General features: G+C 38.6%; 21 protein-coding genes. 17 read left to right on the forward strand and 4 right to left on the reverse strand.

Annotation, left to right across the window (positions count from 1 at the left end; translation table 11 throughout):
* Positions 1-4: 4 nt before the first annotated feature.
* The 4 genes from DZB84_RS00300 to DZB84_RS00315 all read left to right on the forward strand — a co-directional run bounded on the left by DZB84_RS00300 (position 5) and on the right by DZB84_RS00315 (position 3358).
* Positions 5-622, forward strand: a complete 618-nt coding sequence (locus DZB84_RS00300; RefSeq protein ID WP_116350256.1) for an SGNH/GDSL hydrolase family protein — start codon at positions 5-7, stop codon at positions 620-622.
* 166 nt (positions 623-788) lie between these two features.
* The gene (locus DZB84_RS00305) at positions 789-1346 is read left to right on the forward strand and encodes a hypothetical protein (RefSeq protein ID WP_116350257.1); all 558 of its coding nucleotides are present in this window, start codon (positions 789-791) and stop codon (positions 1344-1346) included.
* Positions 1347-1880: 534 nt separating this feature from the next.
* Complete coding sequence (locus DZB84_RS00310) at positions 1881-2609, forward strand: ABC transporter ATP-binding protein (protein WP_116350258.1); 729 nt, start codon at positions 1881-1883, stop codon at positions 2607-2609.
* Positions 2606-3358, forward strand: a complete 753-nt coding sequence (locus tag DZB84_RS00315; protein ID WP_116350259.1) for an ABC transporter permease — start codon at positions 2606-2608, stop codon at positions 3356-3358. Before DZB84_RS00310 ends, DZB84_RS00315 begins: the two co-directional genes overlap by 4 nt.
* 135 nt (positions 3359-3493) lie before the next feature.
* Here the strand turns inward: DZB84_RS00315 and DZB84_RS00320 are convergent, their stop codons facing one another.
* Both DZB84_RS00320 and DZB84_RS00325 read right to left on the reverse strand, forming a co-directional pair.
* Positions 3494-4195: a cell wall hydrolase gene (locus tag DZB84_RS00320; protein ID WP_116350260.1), complete on the reverse strand. Its 702-nt coding sequence runs from the start codon at positions 4193-4195 to the stop codon at positions 3494-3496.
* A gap of 178 nt (positions 4196-4373) precedes the next feature.
* Complete coding sequence (locus DZB84_RS00325; RefSeq protein ID WP_116350261.1) at positions 4374-5945, reverse strand: glucose PTS transporter subunit IIA; 1572 nt, start codon at positions 5943-5945, stop codon at positions 4374-4376.
* A 143-nt stretch (positions 5946-6088) separates the two neighbouring features.
* Between DZB84_RS00325 and DZB84_RS00330 the strand changes: the two genes are divergently transcribed.
* A complete protein-coding gene (locus tag DZB84_RS00330; protein WP_189655096.1) occupies positions 6089-7273 on the forward strand; it encodes a helix-turn-helix domain-containing protein in 1185 nt (394 codons plus the stop codon).
* A gap of 47 nt (positions 7274-7320) precedes the next feature.
* Here the strand turns inward: DZB84_RS00330 and DZB84_RS00335 are convergent, their stop codons facing one another.
* Positions 7321-8481 carry a M20 family metallopeptidase gene (locus tag DZB84_RS00335; RefSeq protein WP_116350263.1) on the reverse strand — a complete coding sequence of 387 codons (1161 nt, stop codon included), beginning with the start codon at positions 8479-8481 and terminating at the stop codon, positions 7321-7323.
* Between the two features lie 199 nt (positions 8482-8680).
* On the opposite strand from DZB84_RS00335, the gene DZB84_RS00340 reads away from it, so the two are divergent.
* The 12 genes from DZB84_RS00340 (at position 8681) to DZB84_RS00395 (ending at position 19868) form a co-directional block, all read left to right on the forward strand.
* The gene (locus DZB84_RS00340; RefSeq protein WP_116350264.1) at positions 8681-8821 is read left to right on the forward strand and encodes a YjcZ family sporulation protein; all 141 of its coding nucleotides are present in this window, start codon (positions 8681-8683) and stop codon (positions 8819-8821) included.
* 208 nt (positions 8822-9029) lie between these two features.
* A complete protein-coding gene (locus DZB84_RS00345; protein ID WP_116350265.1) occupies positions 9030-9950 on the forward strand; it encodes an NAD(P)/FAD-dependent oxidoreductase in 921 nt (306 codons plus the stop codon).
* Positions 9951-10450: 500 nt separating this feature from the next.
* Positions 10451-11806, forward strand: a complete 1356-nt coding sequence (locus DZB84_RS00350; protein WP_116350266.1) for an aspartate aminotransferase family protein — start codon at positions 10451-10453, stop codon at positions 11804-11806.
* 20 nt (positions 11807-11826) lie between these two features.
* Complete coding sequence (locus DZB84_RS00355) at positions 11827-12519, forward strand: CoA transferase subunit A (RefSeq protein ID WP_116350841.1); 693 nt, start codon at positions 11827-11829, stop codon at positions 12517-12519.
* Positions 12504-13145, forward strand: a complete 642-nt coding sequence (locus DZB84_RS00360; RefSeq protein WP_116350267.1) for a 3-oxoacid CoA-transferase subunit B — start codon at positions 12504-12506, stop codon at positions 13143-13145. Before DZB84_RS00355 ends, DZB84_RS00360 begins: the two co-directional genes overlap by 16 nt.
* A 14-nt stretch (positions 13146-13159) precedes the next feature.
* Positions 13160-14431 (forward strand): peptidase, encoded by a 1272-nt coding sequence (locus tag DZB84_RS00365; protein WP_116350268.1) that lies wholly within the window; start codon positions 13160-13162, stop codon positions 14429-14431.
* A gap of 35 nt (positions 14432-14466) precedes the next feature.
* Complete coding sequence (ablB, locus tag DZB84_RS00370; RefSeq protein WP_116350269.1) at positions 14467-15324, forward strand: putative beta-lysine N-acetyltransferase; 858 nt, start codon at positions 14467-14469, stop codon at positions 15322-15324.
* Positions 15325-15381: 57 nt separating this feature from the next.
* On the forward strand, positions 15382-16758 hold the full coding sequence (locus DZB84_RS00375) for a sigma-54 interaction domain-containing protein (RefSeq protein ID WP_116350270.1): 1377 nt from the start codon (positions 15382-15384) through the stop codon (positions 16756-16758).
* A gap of 72 nt (positions 16759-16830) precedes the next feature.
* Complete coding sequence (gene kamA / locus DZB84_RS00380) at positions 16831-18243, forward strand: lysine 2,3-aminomutase (protein WP_116350271.1); 1413 nt, start codon at positions 16831-16833, stop codon at positions 18241-18243.
* Between the two features lie 18 nt (positions 18244-18261).
* The gene (locus DZB84_RS00385; RefSeq protein WP_116350272.1) at positions 18262-18534 is read left to right on the forward strand and encodes a YokU family protein; all 273 of its coding nucleotides are present in this window, start codon (positions 18262-18264) and stop codon (positions 18532-18534) included.
* 66 nt (positions 18535-18600) lie between these two features.
* Positions 18601-18819: a YozE family protein gene (locus DZB84_RS00390; protein ID WP_116350273.1), complete on the forward strand. Its 219-nt coding sequence runs from the start codon at positions 18601-18603 to the stop codon at positions 18817-18819.
* A gap of 356 nt (positions 18820-19175) precedes the next feature.
* Positions 19176-19868, forward strand: coding sequence for a hypothetical protein (locus DZB84_RS00395; RefSeq protein ID WP_116350274.1), 693 nt, complete (start codon positions 19176-19178; stop codon positions 19866-19868).
* Here DZB84_RS00395 and DZB84_RS00400 read toward each other — a convergent pair.
* Positions 19865-20062: a hypothetical protein gene (locus tag DZB84_RS00400; protein ID WP_116350275.1), complete on the reverse strand. Its 198-nt coding sequence runs from the start codon at positions 20060-20062 to the stop codon at positions 19865-19867. The two genes, DZB84_RS00395 and DZB84_RS00400, sit on opposite strands and share 4 nt — an antisense overlap.
* Positions 20063-20178 lie beyond the last annotated feature (116 nt).

The following is a 20178-nucleotide window of genomic DNA, read 5'->3' on the forward strand; positions in this document are numbered from 1 at the left end:
AAGTATGAAACAGCGAATTGTTTTAATTGGCGATAGTATTACGTGGTGGGGAATGAGTGAGAGTGATTCGATCGGAACTGGCTATGTACGTTTGCTACATGATTATTTGAAGGTTACCTACCCAAATAGGGATATGGACATTATAAACAAAGGGATTAGTGGTAATCGGATAACAGACCTAGCTGAGCGATGGGACAATGATGTAATTTCCTATCAACCGGACTTTGTTTCGATCTCCATTGGGATCAATGATGTTTGGAGGCAAGTGGATTCTCCTGACATAGAACAAGTTTTACCACATCGGTTTGAAGAAGTGCTTGAGCATCTTCTTATAAATACCAAGCAAAAAACCAATGCATCTATTATTTTAATGGAACCCACTGTTATATCAGAAGATATTCAGGGAAAAGGAAATATGATGTTAAAACCATATGTAGAAATTATCCATGAACTTGGAAAAAAACATAATGCAGTCGTCGTTCCAACCCATCAAGCGTTTCTTTCATTTTTAAAATATAAGAAGGAATTTCCGCTTACTATAGATGGTGTTCATATGAACACGACAGGGAATATGCTCATGGCAAAAACATGGATACAAGCAACAAAAGAGCTACTAGCGTAACCTATGAATATCAAGGAGTAACTTTCTATTTGTGGTAGAGTTACTCCTTTTTATTTGTTTTACATTCTCCTAATTATAAGTTTCATATGTTACCCAGAATCTAACACTTTTCGACACCTCCAAAAAGGTATAATGAGAAAAATGATTGAAATGGGAGGTTCGATTCTTGCTAGATTCTAGTCATGAGTTCTATTTAAGCAGTGCAGAAAAGCAGTTAATTTTAAAAGGGATCAGAAATGGATTAGAGCGTTTTTATAAAGATAGAGAGGGGAAATCCGCCCTCGTCACCGAAAGAAACTTCATCTCTAGACAACGCGCCTCTTATGTTTTCGACTCCGTCTACCATATCGCGAATCAACACCCAGAATTAAATGTATCACCCGAAATTCGAACAGCAGGTCTATCCTATGAATATGTGTCGCTATTTTTTGAAACTCGAAAAATTGTCGTCACCTTCAGCCAAGTGAAGAGACCAGAAGATCTACCAGAATACAGTGAATACCGAAATGAGTACACTGAAGGAAATCGCCTATACAATCCACAGCTTTCCTTTTTTCGGGAAGAGGATGAGTTTAATCTTAACATCTACAAACATCTTGTCGTCACCTTTAATGGTTCTCACGGACCGGATCCATTATTTGTATGGATTGGTGCGACAACTCCTGAACAGAATGCGTGGATTTATCATGAAGAACTAACAGTAGATGTTAGTGTAGGTAGGTAACCTGTGTAACCTTCAAAATCTTACATAAAAACTGGTGTTAAATAAGGGTTTTGGGATTTACCTAGTAAAAGTTACAAAACTAAATTCGTTTATGATAAGGCTTTTGGATGAACCTGGAAAAAGCCACAGCATAAAAGCAGTTTATGATAACACTTTTGGATATGCTTGGAAATAAACCTTACATAAATGGTGTATTTGAAATGACTTTTGGTGATTATTGGTAAAACTTCGATTATAAAAGCAAGTTATCATATAACTTTTGGGGATTTTTGGAAACAGCCTTATTATATATGGCTAATATAAGACGGTTTTTGGGTATTTCTGGTAAATCCGTTTACATAACTATTACCCATTTCCCAACTGTTTCACACCAATAATGAAGGAGACTGTGTTTCATCACAGTCTCCGTTTTTTAGTCCAATTTTAAATTGTGTTTGACAAAAAAGGTACATAATATACAAAATGGATTGAAATTTTTCCAGTAAAGTGACCTATATGATATCTTATAGATATTGAGTTAAAGGAAGTGAACACGTGCAAACATTAAAACCAGCCATTCATTTTAACGGTGTGGATTTTCACGCGGACAATAAACATATTTTAAAAAAGATAACAGGTTCCTTTTACGAAGGAACCATTACGACCTTGGTTGGACCATCTGGAGCAGGGAAAACAACGTTACTAAAGCTTTGTAATGGTCTTTTGTCTCCAAGTAATGGTGAAATTTACGTAAAGGAAAAAAACATTGATACATATGATCCGGTGGCATTGAGGAGAATTGTAGGAATTGCCCTGCAAAATGCTCCAATGATAAACGGGACAGTTTTTCAGAATTTAGCTTTACCACAGACACTTCAAGGTGAAAAGTTGGAAGAACAAACAGCGAAGGATCTATTAGAGGACGTTGGATTAGAAGAGGAGTTTTTACATCGAGATGTTCGAGATTTATCAGGTGGACAGCGTCAAAAGGTATCTATTGCTCGCACGCTGGTGAATCATCCGAAAATCATGTTGTTGGATGAAATCACTTCGGCACTTGATCGAGTCTCTAAAACCGAAATCGAGGAACTGATTGTAAAAATTAATCAGAAGTACAAGGTAACCATGATCTGGATTACCCATAATCTCCAGCAAGCCATCGATATAGGGAACTATGTTTGGGTGTTAATGGAAGGGGAAGTTATTGAAACAGGGGAGAGTACCTTACTGAAATCTCCTACAACAGAAAAAGTACGACAATTTGTGAAGGGGGAGATGGCATGAGTACACTTGCATTGGCTATCGCTCTCATTTTTGTTCTCATCCCGATATTTTTATCGAAAACCTTTAACCTCGGCTTGGAAAAAGACACTACGATTGCAGTTGTTCGTTCCATTATTCAGCTTTTTGCAGTTGGCTATATTTTAAAATTTGTCTTCGAGACGGAAAGTCTAATTTATATTTTTCTGATGGTAGTTGTCATGATTGTTGCGGCTACACAAAATGCAAGGAAAAAGGGAAAGGCAATCAAGGGTATCACTTGGAAAATTGCTGCAACCTTGGTTTTTATGGAAGTTCTCACCCAGGCTATTCTATTAGGATTTAAGATTACACCGGCAACCGCGCAATATATCATTCCAATCAGTGGTATGGTTGTCGGAAATTCGATGGTGCTTGCGATCCTCTTTTTAAACAGATTCACAGCAGAGGTGGATGCACATCAAGAACAGACTGAGCTCATCCTATCCTTAGGTGGTACGCCAAAACAAGCGATTCATACACAGCTCATTACTTCAATTAAGGCGAGTATGATTCCAACCATCGAGAGTCAAAAAACAATCGGGCTTGTTCAGCTTCCAGGGATGATGAGTGGCCAAATTATTGCAGGCGCGAGCCCAATTCAAGCTGTTCAATTTCAATTGCTCGTTCTTTTTTTACTCTTAACAACAGCAGCTGTAACAAGTGTCATGCTCGGATTCTTATCCTATCCAACATTATTTAACCAGCGCTTGCAGTTTCTGAAGATGAGATAGAACAAATTTAAAAACCAAAAATGCCTGAACCCTAGTGATATGAAAGGGATCAGGCATTTAATCTATTATGTAACAGGCAACCTAATCAACCAACTAGGTTTCCTAGCTTATTTTCGAAAGTCAATGAAACACAATTTAATACTTAAACACATGTCGTCCAATTTTCACAGCAGTTGTCCTTGAATCCAGCCAACGACTTGTGGCAATGGTAGGGTTGTAGAAGAACAACGCTTCTTTCGCAATATATCTCATTTCAGTTAGTGCTGCTTGCACAGCTCGTTTCGATTCTTCATCTGCAGGTTTATTAATAGCACCATTTCGTACTGGTTGGAACTGACCACGCTGATAAATGACACCTCGAATTGTGTCAGGGAATTTTGGGCTTTCTAAACGATTTAATACGACCGCCGCCACTGCAACTTTTCCTTCAAATGGTTCCGCTTGAGCCTCAGCTCGTACAATTCTCGCTAATAAGTCTAACTCTTCAGTAGAAAAAGAATAACTACTTGAAACACTTTTAACCTCCGTCACAACTTGCTCTGTTTTTACCGTTTCTTTCGGTGCAACAACAACTTCTTCTATTTTCTCAACATTCATTCCTTCAAATAATGTTGGCCCATGATCATTCGTTACTTCCGTATTTATTTTCTCCCCGACAACAATCAGGTCTAAATTTTCTACTTGTGGGTTCATTACTGCTAATTCATTCAATGTCATACCATGCTTTCGTGCAATTTCAGACATCGTGTCACCTTTTTGAACTGTATAGGCAAACGCTTGATCCGCAAAAAATAGAGATGCTATAAAGATTGCTAGTCCAAATATTATTTTTTTCATAGTCATAGTCCTCCTAGTCATAGTATTACTGGGTAACTCTCTATGACTCATTTCTATGAACTAAAAAAGTAGATTAGTATTACAGTTTCGTTACAGGTAGATTACATCTTGTCTATCTTACAAAAACTAAAAAAAAGGATGGTTCTCTTATGATTAAGAGAACCATCCCAATTCGATATTAAATACTCAATTGTAACAAATCTTCTAACGTATTCACATTGTCCAATTTGGGAGCTTTAACATCCACATATTTTTCTGAGTTCGTTATGACTATAGGAGTGGTCGTTTCATAACCAGCTTCTTTGATTTGTTGTAAGTCAAAGGTAATCAGTAAATCTCCACGTTTCACATGGTCACCTTGTTTTACATGTGGTTGGTAATACTGACCTTTCAACTTTACGGTATCAATCCCGATACAAATTAAAATTTCTGCTCCATCTTTTGATGTGACTCCAATAGCATGACCAGTTGGGAAGATAGTAGTGACAATTCCATCTACTGGAGACACGACTTTTCCATCTTCAGGTTCAATTGCGACTCCTTTTCCGACAGATTCTGTAGAGAAAATAGGGTCTTTGATAGCCGTTAATGGTACTACCTTACCGTGTAATGGGCTACTAATCTTTTCTGGTCTTACAATAATTAAATTATAATTATCTCTTGCTTTTTCTGTTTTACCTTCAAATCCAAATACATAGGTGAAAATAAAACCTAATGCAAACGCAACAGCAATACCAATTAAAAATGGCAAGATAGGGCTGAAAGCAGGAATTGAAAGAACACTTGGAAGAACAAATGAATTCATTGCTACACCTAGGCTACCATTGATTGCCCCACCAACGGCTGATGCAATTAAGACATAAACCATCGTTTTTTTATAACGTAAAATAATTCCATAGTTGATTGCCTCAGTTGTTCCAGCTAAAGAACCTGGAACGATACCGCTTGCAGCAAGTGCTTTCAAATCTTTGTCTATTGTTTTCAGAAAGACCGCAATACCAATTCCAATTTGGGCAAATGGAGCTGCTGCAGCCATCCCGATAATTGGGTCTGGACCTGTTGCAAGGTTTGCGATTGCTAGTGGAATAATTGTCCAATGTAAACCTGCAATCGTTAAGAATGTCCAAGCTCCTCCGAGCACAGCACCTGCTAATAAACCGCTTTTATCACTTAGGAACGTAATCAATGTACCTAGACCTTCTCCTAGTAATGTCCCGATTGGTCCAAATACAATAAGGGTTAGGGGAACAATTATAACAAGAGATATCAATGGATTCATAAATAATTGAATATCTTTATAAATGACTTTTTTCAAGATTCTTTCTAGCCCTGCGTAAGCAAAAATGGCCATAAAAATAGGGAAGACAGTTGACGAATAATCAGAAAGTAAAACAGGTAGTCCAAAAAATTCAAGTGAGTCAACACCATTTTCAACAAGATGAACAATTTCAGGACTTAAAATTGAAACACCAATAACTCCACCCACATAACCGTTTGCACCTAATTTTATTGCGATTGAGATCCCAAGAAAAACGGGAAGAAAGTGGAACACTGCATCACCAGCTGCAGATAGAACAATGTATGAACCGTTTTCTTTAGAAAGCCAACCAAGCATGACAAGTACGGATAACATCGCTTTCAAAAGACCGGCACCCGCAAGAATTCCTATGATAGGAGCAAAGCTTCCGGAAATAACATCTAAAACCATTGATAATTTCGATTGTTCTTTATTTTTCGTTGTATGATTCATAGTAGTACCTCACAATTTTCTAAGATTATCAAGCGTTTTCAAAAGAATTGCTTCTTGTATTATGATATTAGTATAATAAATACGTCATGATACAATGTAGGATTATTTTGATAAAATTAGGACATATTGTGAGGATTCGTGTTTTGGAAACATCTACTATTATTTCAACAGCAATAAAGTTACATTATATTACAGATTTAAATAGTTATGTATTGGATGAGGAGGGCTCGTTGTTGCAGCGTCAGGAACTGGTGCAACTTCCTCTGTTTATGCATGAAACGCGTGATGCAGCTTTTAAAACGTTATCCACAATGAGGGAGAACCAGGTCTATATTTTGCATAATGAATGGGATCTTCAATTTTTCGGATATGCTCTTCGTGGAAATGGAGTGAAATGGTGTATTCTATTAGGACCTTTTTATGAAAAAGCGCCTGATTTTTTTAAGATATCGAGAGAACATCATTTATCTCGAACCGAGAGTGAAGAATTGCGGAATGTTGCTAACAAAATCTCAATTCTTACAGGAGAGAAAATTAAAAGCTTTACAAGTGTTTTACAGCAATTTCGAAGTTTGATGGAGAAGACAGCTCCAGTAGTCATTGATTATAGTCATAAACAAGAGCGGAATGTCAGCCAAACAACAAAGGAGGAAATCAACCAAATTGAATTGGTTGAATTACGCTATAAAATTGAAAAGGATTTTGTGCGAGCGGTGGAAACGGGGAACAAAAAGCAAGCCTTACAATTAATCAATTCAAATAATCTCCTATTTTCGTTTGCAGAGCGATTTCCAAATCAACCAATTAGAAGGGTTAAAAATAATCTAATTGTCTTGAATACACTATTACGTACGGCTGCGAGAAAAGGGCAAGTGGCATCTATATTGGTCCATCGAATTTCTGAGGACTATGCTCTTAAGATAGAACAGGTAGATCAATTGGGAATGCTTTATCAAATCGAAGATCAGATGATCGGGGATTATTGTGATTTAGTACAGTCTCACTCATTAAAACAGTACTCAATTATTATCCAAAAGGTCATTGAACATATAACAAGCTACTACGATCAGCAAATAAATATTGAAAACCTAGCCGAGCAAAATGAGATAAATGTTAGTCATCTTTCAAGGAAGTTTAAACAGGAGACAGGTTATACCATAACAGGCTTTCACCAAATGCTTCGAATTAACCAAGCTAAATTTTTACTTGAAACAGAAAATCTCTCGATTGAGGATATTTCCTGGATGGTGGGATATGATGACCCCTCTTATTTTACGAGAGTTTTTAAAAAGGAAACAGGTATGACACCCACTCAATTTAGAAAATAAAAGGGGCGATTCCTTGGCTAAGGGTGCCAAGAGAACCGTCCCCGTGGTTATTTGTTCGCAAATTCTTTTTTAATCTTTTCTAGAAGTTGTGGCTCGGTTAAAATTTTATAGCCGGTAAGGGCCATGGTTTTGGCACCGAGGATCATGGCTTCTTTCCCTTGATTGCTTAAGGCAGCTTCTCGGAAACCATGTGTGTGACATGCAAATGGTTCATCACATATTTTTATATACGGATGGATGGAAGGGACGACATGGCTTACATTGCCCATATCAAGTGAACCACCTTCAGCGCGTTCATGAATTTCTTCCGGATTTACCCCTAAATCGATTAATGTATCAGTAAAGGCATCTGAAAAAGTTTCATTTGTAACCATGTCATCATAGGAAAATTCATAAAATGACCAATCCATTGTTGCGCCTGTTTGGAGGGCAGCACCTTGGGCACATTTTTTTACTTTTTCCACAAGCTCGTTTACATAAGTACGAGAAGCAGCGCGAACATAGAATTGTGCCACTGCATAATCCGGTACGATATTTGCAGCTTTTCCACCTTCAGAAATTATTCCATGAATACGTGCGTCTGATGTAATATGCTGTCTTAACGCATTGATGCTACTAAATGTTTGGAGGACCGCATCAAGGGCATTGATTCCTTCATGTGGGGCTGCTGCTGCATGTGCCGCTTTTCCGAAAAACTCAAATTGGATGGCATCCATAGCTAGGGATGCACCGCTTTTTTCGTAGTGGCTCAGCGGGTGGACCATCATGGCTACATCGAGATGATCGAAGATACCTTGTTCCGCCATTGTTACCTTTCCACCTTTTGTTTCTTCAGCTGGTGTACCGTACACAATCACTTTACCGCCTGTTTCATGAATTACCTTTGACAAGCCAATTCCAGCCGCAATTCCCATCGTTCCGATTAAGTTGTGTCCGCAAGCATGACCTAGTTCAGGTAAGGCATCATATTCCGACATAATCCCAATTGTTGCACCTGGTTTACCACTGTCAAATGTCGCTTCAAACGCAGTAGGGAGACCAGCAGTTCCAATTTCTACATTAAATTTATGTTTTTTGAGCTCGTCCGTTAATATTTTACAAGCTTTAAATTCTTCATGACCTAGCTCAGGGTTTGCCCCAATATATGCACTGATTTCGTAAAAACGATCTTTATTTTCTTCGATAGCCGCTAGTATTTCTGCTTTCATAATGCCCCTGCTTTCTTTTTATAAGTCTTCTATGGATTATTATAAAACACGATGCATAAAAATTCAACAAAACTACTTGGTTACTATACTATTTTTATATAATTAATGAAAGTTAGTAAAAAATAGGCACTAGCACATACAGTACAACCCATAGGCTCATATCATAAGAGTGTAAAGAAAAAGAAAGGGAGATGACACTATGTACTACGGCGGATGCGGATGCTACGATGGATTTGGGCACGGATATGGATACGGTGGTTATGGTTATCACCATGGCTTTGTATTAATTGTCGTACTATTTATCTTATTAATTATTGTTGGTGCTTCTTGGGTACGTTAAATATATACAAAGCAATGAATAGAAAGGTTCCTTTCACAATTAGTGAAGGGAACCTTTTTTGTTTACGATAAAAATAATATGAAAACTAAAACAGTCAAATACATTTAGGTTAAATATAAAAACATTATGTTAACTTGTTGAATTTTTGAATAGATTATTACCCATAAAACAAATGATAAAAGGTACATGTCTTTATTGAGGTGAGAGTATGGTTAATCAATATGATGTCATCATTGTTGGCGGGGGGATTGCTGGTTTGCAGGCAGCGATTCAACTTGGAAGATATAAACATAAAATCGCCGTCATTGATTCAAATGACGGCCGTTCCACAATTTGTAGGAACTACCACAACATCTTAGGCTGGCCAAATGGAGTCAGTGGAGAAACATTAAGAAATCTAGGGAAAATGCATGCTGAACGTTACGGTGTTTCATTTATTCAAAATGAAGTAGTAAAAATTGAAAAAAACCAAAATGCTTTTCATATCCATTGTCGAGGTGGCGATGCATATTTAGCAAAACGGTTACTGCTTGCAACCGGCGTAAAGGACAATATTCCTTCCATTAAAAACATTTATAAATGCCTTGGTCTAACCGTCTATGTATGTCCTGATTGTGACGGCTATGAAGTGGTTGATAAGCATGTGATCGTGATCGGTTCTGGTAAAACCGGAGCGAATATGGCCTTTACGCTAACCTATTTTACAAGAGATATTACTTTCATCAATCATGACTGGAGTAACCTTGACCATGAAGTGAATTTGATGTTAGACCAAAAGGGGATTACTCATATTCAAGATGAAACGGATGAGATTTTGCTTGATGAAAAAACTTCTGATTTTATCGGAGTACGCTTGAAAAGTGGAAAAATCATTGAGGGAGAACGTGGTTTCTTAGGGTTTGGGGGAAACGAGGTCAGGTCAGATCTGGCTACCCAACTCGGTATTGAACGTCTAGAAAATAAACATATCATCGTAGATCCACGAACCAAAATGACGAATATTGAGCATGTATGGGCAGCTGGAGATATAGCGGTCCATTCCGAGCAAACTACAATCGCCATGGGGGATGGTATGCAGGCAGCTATTTGGATACATAAAAGCCTTTTGGATGAAAAAACATCCGAATAACGAAAGTATCATTCTTTACATACATATGATGTACTAATAGGCTTTTTAAATATTAAAACGCTTACATTTTTTTAAAAAAACTGGGGATTGGGGATAAGCAGGAGTTTATGTATTTATGAAGGGGATAACGATTAGTATTTGGTGTTGTAATGCCTTTCATAAAGCATATGAAAAGGATGATGGTTGGAATTTGGTGTTGATATGCCTTTCATAAAGCATATGAAGAGGATCATGGTTGAAATTTGGTATTGTTATGCCTTTCATCGAACCTATGAAAGGCAACACGATTAAGATTCTCATTTGTTTTGCCCTTCATTTAACTGGACACTACCTCCCGCATCAAGATCGAGCCGCAAAACTAGTAAACGTGTAGACTACTTAGGTTTCACACATCATGCTCACAAACAAAACTAGGAAACCATGTACCGAAAATCAAAACAAGGAGCACTCCGCATATTAAAAAAAGCACTGCAATACCATTTTGGCGAGGAGGGTTCGTAATGGACGAAACCCGCTTGATAAAACCTTTATTGGATAAGGATTATCCGATGATTAGCCATGGGGATGGGATTTATTTATATGATACAAACGGAAAAAGATACATCGACGGCTCATCAGGGGCCATCACGGCAAGTATCGGTCATGGCGTCAAGGAAATCATTGAAGAAATCGAAAAGCAGGCACACAAAATATCATTTGTATACAGGTCACAATTCACAAGTGAGCCCGCTGAACAATTAGCCAAAAAACTAAGTGACCTAGCAAAAGGCGGTGAATACTGGTCTTTTTTTGTGAACAGCGGTTCTGAGGCAACGGAGACAGCAATGAAAATCGCGATTCAATATTGGCAGGAAAAAGGGATCAAAGGAAAAAACAAAATTTTATCCCGCTGGATGAGTTATCATGGAATCACGATCGGTGCGCTTTCAATGTCCGGACATACCGGTAGAAGAGCTCGCTTCGTTCCTTTATTAGAGGACTATCCAACCATTCAGCCACCATATTGTTTTCGCTGCCCGTTTAACACCACATTTCCGTCCTGCAACCATATGTGTGCATCAGAGTTAGAGCAAGCAATTAATCGAATTGGAGCTGAACATATAGCAGCCTTTATCGCTGAACCGATTATTGGAGCAGCGGGTGGGGCGATTGTCCCTCCTGAAGGCTATTATCAAGTCATTAAAGAAATCTGTGAAAAACATCAAATTTTATTTATCGCCGACGAGGTCATGACCGGGATGGGGCGTACCGGTAAAATGTTTGCCCTTGAACATTGGGATACTGAGGCAGACATCATTGCCCTCGGTAAAGGGATGAGCGCAGGGTACACACCGGTTGCCGCAACACTCGTCAGTGAAAAGGTGATGGAACCTATACAAAAAGGGTCAAAGCTCATCATGAGTGGTCACACCTATAGTGCAAACCCTCAATCTGCAGCAGTTGCTTTAGCGGTCGTTGATTACATCGAATCTCATCAACTCGTTGAAAAATCTGAGAAACAAGGAAAATATCTCATTACGAAACTACAAGAATTACAAAAAACACATTCAATTATTGGCGATGTTCGCGGAAAAGGACTGATGTGTGGGATCGAGTTTGTCTCAGACATGATCACGAAGTTTCCTTTTAAAAAGGAAATTGATTTAACATCACTTGTTGTTGCTCAAGGACAGAATAATGGTCTCCTATTATATCCAGCTGCTGCTGGGATCGAAGGTGTTGGTGGTGATGCCATCCTAGTTGCCCCACCATTAACAATTACAAGAAATCAAATCGATGAGCTAATCAAACTGCTTGATCAAACATTAAAAGATGTAGAAATGGAACTAAGGAATAAAGGTGTCATATCAGCCTAATATGGAGGTGTCATGGATTGATTGAAAATCGCTACAATAAGATTTCAACTCTAGAAGAGGCACTTGGACGTATCAATGATGGAACAACCGTAATGTTTGGAGGCTTTGGTGGGATTGGAAGCCCTCCGACATTAATTGATGGATTACTTGAGAGAAATGTCAGAGATTTGACTTTGATTGGAAATGATACTGGTTTTCCAAACATAGGAATTGGAAAACTAGTAAGCCGTGGTCATGCAAAAAAATGCATTGTGTCCCATATTGGTTCAAACCCGGTTGCAGGACAATTAATGACAGAAGGAAAAATGGAAATTGAATTTTCCCCACAAGGGACACTTGCGGAACGAATTCGTGCGGGTGGAGTGGGGCTTGGTGGTATTTTAGTAGATGTCGGAATTGATAATGAAATTGTATCAAATGGGAAACAAATCATTCACGTTGACGGTACTGATTATCTTTTAGAAAAGCCACTAACTGCTGAGGTTTCCATTATTTTTGCGAAAAAGGCCGATCCATTTGGAAACCTCGTCTATGACAAAAGTGCCCGAAATATGAATCCGCTTGTGGCAATGGCAGGTAAATTCACGATAGCCGAGGTTGAAGAAATTGTGCCACTTTCTGAACTTGACCCTGAGGAAATCGTGACGCCTGGAATTTATGTCGATATGATCATCGAAAGTAGAGGGGTGAATTGGAAATGGGTATGGGAGTAGATATTCGTAACGCAATTGCAAAGAGAGCAGCCCAAGAGATTAAGGATGGAATGATTGTTAATCTTGGAATTGGGATTCCTTCCCTCGTTCCAAATCACCTACCTGCTGGCATAAATGTCATGATCCATGCAGAAAACGGAATTTTAGGGATTGGTCCAAGCCCAGAAAAGGGAAAGGAGGACGAGAACCTTTGTAATGCTGCTGGATATCCAGTAACAACTGCAACCGGATCTTCCTATTTTGATAGTTCAATTGCCTTTGGCATGATCCGCCGCGGGTATATTGATATCACCATCTTAGGCTCACTCCAGGTCAGTGAAAAAGGTGACCTAGCAAACTGGATTGTTCCAGGCAAACGCGTTCCAGGTATGGGCGGAGCGATGGAATTAGCGCAAAAAGCGAAGAAAGTCATTGTCTTAATGAATCATATCGACAAGCATGGAAACTCCAAGATTGTCAAGGAATGTAGCCTTCCACTCACCTCGAAAAGCTGTGTCAATCTCATCATCACTGATATGGCTGTGATTGAGGTGAAAGAGGATGGACTTCATTTACTTGAAGTAATGGCTCCTTTTACAGTCGAAGATGTCGTCAAAAATACAAGTGCCGAATTACAACTTGCCTAAGGGAGGAGAAGTGTGTGAGTGACAATAACGCGAATGTGAAAAAGTGGATACAAGAAAACAAGAGTAAAGGGATACGTCTTTTAAAAAAGCTCGTTCAAGAACCAAGTCTACAAGGGAATGAACGATCCTCGCAGGCAATTATTATTGAAAAATGCCGCCAACTAGGAATGGAAATTGATATCTGGGAACCAAATGGTGCAGAACTATTAAAGCATCCTTATTTTGTGTCACCTCGATCCACTTTTCTCGATAGCCCCAATGTTGTTGGTGTCCTAAAAGGGACAGGTGGTGGGAAATCCCTTCTCTTAAATGGTCATATTGATGTCGTTCCAGAAGGCGATATTACACAATGGGAGATGGATCCATATTCTGCTGAAGTGAAGGATGGAAAATTATATGGGCGCGGCTCTACTGATATGAAGGGTGGAAATGTGGCACTCCTTTTAGCGATCCAAGCCATCAAGGATTCAGGTATACAATTAAAAGGAGATGTTATCTTTCAAAGTGTGATTGAAGAGGAAAGTGGTGGAGCTGGTACCCTTGCGTCTATTTTAAGAGGATATAAAGCAGATGGGGCGATTATCCCGGAACCGACAAATATGAAGATTTTTCCTAAACAACAAGGATCCTTATGGTTTAAAATTGATATTTATGGTCGAATTGCGCATGGCGGCACAAGGTATGAGGGTGTTAGTGCGATTGAAAAAGCGATGACTGTTGTCAATCATCTGTTAAAGCTGGAAATGATTCGCAATGGTGCAATTAATGACCCTTTGTATAAAAATACACCCATTCCTGTTCCAATTAATATTGGGAAAATTCAAGGAGGAACATGGCCATCTTCTGTTCCGGACGTTGTCACAATCGAAGGTCGAATGGGAGTTGCACCTGAGGAAACGATCGACCACGCCAAAGCTGAAATGCAACAATGGCTTGAAAAATTAGCCGAGATTGATAAATGGTTCGAGGAACATCCTGTTGAACTTGAATGGTTTGGCGCACGTTGGGTACCAGGCACGATTGAACCCGACCATGAGCTTATGAATCTTTTAAAAAATAGTTATAAACAGGTAAAAGGGAAAGAACCCATTATTGAAGCATCCCCGTGGGGTACAGATGGTGGGCTGTTAACAGCGGTAGGCAAAATTCCAACAATTGTCTTTGGTCCGGGAACAACTGAGGTTGCCCATTATCCAAATGAATATATAGAACTTGAGCGAATGTTTGAAACGGCAGAAATTATAGCTCATACGATTTTAGCATGGTGTGAAGTTTCAGAAGATTAATGATATGATGATAGAAAAGATTTTGAGGAGGTTTGATGTTGTCAGGTCAGAAGTATAGTGAACTAATACAAGTAAATGCCGCTACATATCAAGCAAGCATCGTCATAGATTATTTTAATCGCAGGTTGAGAGTATTAGAATACCGTGGAAATCTACTTTCACTTTTAGATGAGGTTCACGTGATTGCCGTACAGCATTCCTTTGAAAAAATCATTTGTATGGCAAAAAGAGAGGACCTACATCGTTTTATGGCTCACGGTTACATGATCGAAGCGATGATCTCTAAATATTTTAATGGTAGTGATGCCTATTTTGTTACGAAATATTTTTCAAATGAAAGAAGAAACAGTGAAAAATGGATGGAAGAAGAAAAAATAATCACTGACATCTTACGCAATCCACAGGAAACCAAGCATACAGACACCGACTTTTTTATCCGCAAAGCAACGCCGAAAGACGCAGGGCAACTAGCCGCGTTATATAATACTGTGTTTCAAATTTATCCAACACCATTAAACAACCCAGACTATATTGAGCAAGTGATGAAGGAATCGACCATTTTTTATGTAGTCGAGGATAACGGAACGATTATAAGTGCTGCCTCAGCCGAAGTGAACCCTACCTTTTACAATGCAGAACTCACCGACTGTGCGACGCTGGATGCATATCGAAAACATGGTTTAATGAAAAAGCTCTTGGTTCAACTTGAAAAAGAGCTGATAAATAATGGAATCTATTGTGCATACTCGATTGCGAGGGCACTTTCATATGGTATGAATAAAAGCTTCTATCAGTTAGGATACACGTATACTGGCAGACTCACTAACAATTGTTATATTTTTGATAAGATTGAAGATATGAATGTGTGGGTAAAAGATTTAACTAAGAAATAATTGGCCGAATTTTCGGCATCAAACGCCGGAATTTCATCATCCGATTAGGAGGTGGAGATGGTGCAAATCGGGGAAGAACTCGTCATCGCCATTTTAGATAGCATAGATGAAGCCATTCATGTTGTTAATGAGGAAGGAATCACCATCTTCTATAATCAGGTCGCAGCAGAGCACGATGGGCTTAGCCGCGAGGAGGTTCTGGGTAAGCATCTTCTTGAGGTTTTTCCCTCATTAAATGAAGACTCTAGTACTCTATTAAAAGTTATTCGAACAAAACAGCCGATTTTTCATCTCCCCCAAACCTATAAAAATAAATGGGGAAAGCTGATTGACACAGTGAATACGACCCTTCCGATTAAAATAAACGGTACCTTCATTGGGGCTGTCGAGATTGGAAAGGATTACTCTAAAATCAAAGATTTATCAAATAAATTAATGGACCTTCAATCAAAGGTTCGGGGTGTATCAAAAAAACCGAATGAAATTTACGGAGCTAAATACACCTTTCATGACATCCTGACGAAAAATGAGCACTTCACTCATGTGAAGCAACAAGCAACTAAGGTTGCCAACTCTTCATCAACCGTATTGGTGTATGGGGAGACTGGCACAGGAAAAGAGCTACTTGTTCAAGCGATTCATAATGAATCAGCACGAAGACAGGCACCATTTATTGCTCAAAACTGTGCGGCCTTACCTGAAAGCTTGTTAGAAAGCATTTTATTTGGAACCGTAAAAGGCAGTTATACAGGTGCGGTCGACCGTGCCGGGTTATTTGAAATTGCCCATGGTGGAACACTCTTTTTAGACGAAATCAATTCAATGCCACTCGAACTCCAATCACGATTACTTCGTGTACTTGAAGATGGAATGGTACGCAGAATTGGTAGCCCAAAAGCCTTTCAAGTGGATGTCCGAGTGATTGTAGCATTAAATAAATATCCCTCGGAGTGTGTGAAGGCGGGTGAATTACGACCGGATTTGTATTACCGATTAAATGTTTTTTCACTTGAGATTCCACCATTACGCGAACGAATTGGAGATATCCCTTATTTAGTTGATCATTTTATCGGAATTTATAACCATAGCTTTCAAAAAAATGTGTCGAAAGTGGACGATGAGGTATTAGACTTTTTCGTGCAATACAAGTGGCCGGGAAATGTTCGTGAGTTAAAGCATATTATCGAGCATGCGATGATCATGGCAGAAGGTGGGAACTTGACCAAGAAATTACTACCAAATCATCTTGTCAATTCACAGGCGATAGTCTCATCACCTCCGTTAAGGCCACTGCGTGAAGCCGTACAAGAAACGGAAAACACTTTAATTGAAGCTGCAATGAAAAAATCAGGTGGAAATATCAACAAGGCCGCAAAACTACTTGAAATCCCACGTCAAACCTTGCAGTACAAATTGCTAAAAAAGAAATTTTAATCGAAATCTCCTCTCTGCCTTATAAGTTGGCATGCAACTTGCATGTTACTAAAAGTAGGGAGGAGATTTTTTATGCAGATGAACTTATATAAGCCTAAGCGTCATTGGAAAGATATTGAGTTATGGAAGGATGTAACAGAGGAGCAATGGAATGATTGGATTTGGCAACTAACCAATACCATCCGTACAATTGATGATTTACGTAAGGTGATTAACCTTACTCCAGAGGAAGAAGAGGGTGTCTTAATTTCAACAAAGACGATTCCTTTAAATATTACGCCTTATTATGCTTCGTTAATGAATCCAGATGACCCACGCTGTCCAATTCGGATGCAGTCAGTACCAATTGGAAAGGAAATCTACAAGACAAAATACGATTTAGAGGATCCACTTGAAGAAGACGAAGATTCTCCAGTCCCTGGTCTGACCCACCGTTACCCTGACCGCGTCCTCTTTTTAGTAACAAACCAATGCTCGATGTATTGTCGTTATTGTACGAGAAGACGATTTTCCGGCCAAATCGGCATGGGGGTGCCGAAAAAACAGCTTGATGCTGCAATCAGCTATATTGCCAACACGCCTGAGGTACGTGATGTGCTTATATCCGGTGGTGACGGTCTATTAATCAACGACAACACCCTTGAGTATATTTTGAAAAATTTACGGGAGATTCCACATGTCGAAATCATTCGAATTGGCACAAGAGCACCTGTCGTATTTCCGCAGCGAATTACAGAAAATCTGTGCAATATTTTAAAGAAATATCACCCTGTTTGGTTGAATACCCACTTCAATACATCATTGGAAATTACAGAGGAAGCGAAAAAAGCGTGTGAAATGCTAGTAAATGCGGGTGTTCCAGTCGGTAACCAATCCGTTATATTGGCTGGTATTAACGACAGCGTCGAAATCATGAAAAAGTTGATGCATGATTTAGTGAAGATTAGAGTTCGACCTTACTATATTTACCAATGTGATTTATCTGAAGGAATCGGTCACTTTAGAGCGCCTGTTTCAAAGGGCTTGGAAATCATTGAGGGTCTTCGCGGACACACATCAGGCTATGCTGTACCGACATTCGTGGTCGATGCACCTGGTGGGGGTGGAAAAATTGCCTTACAGCCGAATTATCTGCTTTCACAAAGTCCAGACAAAGTGGTCCTTCGTAACTTTGAAGGAGTCATTACCACATATCCTGAGCCAGAAAACTATGTGCCTGGTCGAGCCGATGCATACTTTACTGAGCATTACGGATCGCTTGAAGATAAAAAATCAATAGCTGGAATTGCCGGTTTACTGGGCGAAGGCTTCAACCTTGTCCCAGAAGGAATTAACCGGATTTCACGCAGGAAAAAATACAATGAAGATCCATCTCACAGTACATTAAAGGATAAACGAGAAAAACGGGATGAATTGAAAGAGAAAAAATTTCAATCCACTTTGAAAAAAATGCAGGGAAATCAGGGAGAAGAGGCATCAAGTTAAAGATAGGAGGTTAAATCTTTGAAATGTATGTGGTGTGAATCTGAAAAGGCACGTGAAATTACAAACAGTGTGTTTTGGGAGCTTCCAGATGGTACACGTGCTATTGAAATTACTGAAACACCTAGTGTTAGGTGTGAATCCTGTGGCATGGAATATCAAGAAGAAAACATCATCAATGAAATCGAAGACCAACTCATGCTGATTGATACAAAAAAACTTTCAAAAGCCATTCAATACAAGGAACTCATGAAGATTCCACGATTTTTGAAACATAATTACTTTCGTTTTTAGTTGACAGGACAACATAACGTGATAAAATGACAAAAAAATGGTTCGAGAGAGTAGGATGTGGTTGTCATGGGGAAGTCATTTTATCACTATATTGTGAAGTTTCGTGCTGCGAAAGCAAAAGATGAGATTAGTCAATTTGCAAATGACGTTTATTTAGATCATAGCTTTCCAATTTATTCGAAGGATTACAATGAATTGAGCTCCTATTTAGAGCTAAACGGCCAATATTTAAAAAGTATGTCTATTTTCGATCAAGCTTGGGAGCATTATCAGAACGAAGATTGATTATTAACCACCGTTTTCGGTGGTTTTTTTAGTTTAATTCACTTTTTATTAAATACTGTCACTATCGAATATTTACTGTCACTAATTTAAAAATACTGTCGCTATCAAGATTTTACTGTCACTAATTTAAAAATACTGTCACTACCCAATTATACTGCCGCTGTTTCTATAATACTGCCACTAAATAAACGAACAAATATACCTCTAAATCGAACGCTTAACCCCCATAAATTTTAGGCTCGCCAGCCCTTCTTTTTTCTTATCTCACAAGCCCTAATCCTATGCCGTTTTTTAAAAGACTTGCATATACTATCTCACACCCTTCAAATCGACATAAAAGCTAAAGGGATGAGGATATGGATGGTAAAAGCAAAAAGCCAAAATATAAAATCGGGGATATCGTCGTTGTTACGTTATATGGAACAGTTGGGTCTGTAACAGATATCCGCAAACTCGATGGAAACTTTCTTTATAAAGTAAATAAAGGCGAAGTATTCTATTCGGAAGCAGCATTAACTTTACTTTCTGAATACAAAGCAAAGTCGATGGAAATCGAAAAAATTGAGATTGAATATAAATATTATTTTGGTGACCTTGTCTTTGTTCAAGGATATGAAGACGATGTATTTAAAATTGTCGGGATACACACGGAAATTTGGAGATACAAAGAGGGTGCTTGGGAGGATGTGATTTACGAATTAGCGCGTGTGACAGATGGTGAGTGGCTCGAAGCGGGAGAGGATGAGCTCACACTACTTGCAGATTTTGATCAAGCTGAAACATTCCTTCAAAAATATTCGCTGAAGTATTTTGTGAAAAAGAAAAACAAAAATGTGGGGATGTATGAAAATATGGATATCTATCGTAAATCAGAAAAGGATCATATGCGTATTAAAAAAGAGAAAAAAGAAATCATCGATGGCTTACTTGATGTGTACAACGACTACAAGATCCTGTACGAAATGTTCCAGGATCAGAAATATAAGGACGTTATGGATTTAGCTTTGAAAAATTTACAAAAATTTGAGTCCGGGAAAGGTAACGATTAACCCATGAAGAAAGCTTGCACAAGAACATAAATGAAATAAGGGATCCCTAAAAATAAAATAGTCGAAAATAATCCTTTTGTTACTTTTCCTAACACTTTGTCGAATCCATCTCCATCAATAAATTCAAGGAATTTATTTGTCTCTTTGATTTCTGCTTGTACTGGGAATTTTACGATAACGGTATGTTTTGTCATGAGAACCCCTCCAATAGGCTTGTCCAATCTTTATATTTCATCCTATGTATGAACATGAGGATTCATGACTAAAAAATAAAATACATACAAAACTGACATAGGTGCTGATTTATAAA

The organism is Bacillus sp. HNG, from assembly GCF_003400205.1.
In the GTDB taxonomy this organism is placed as follows: Bacteria; Bacillota; Bacilli; order Bacillales; family Bacillaceae_L; genus Ferdinandcohnia.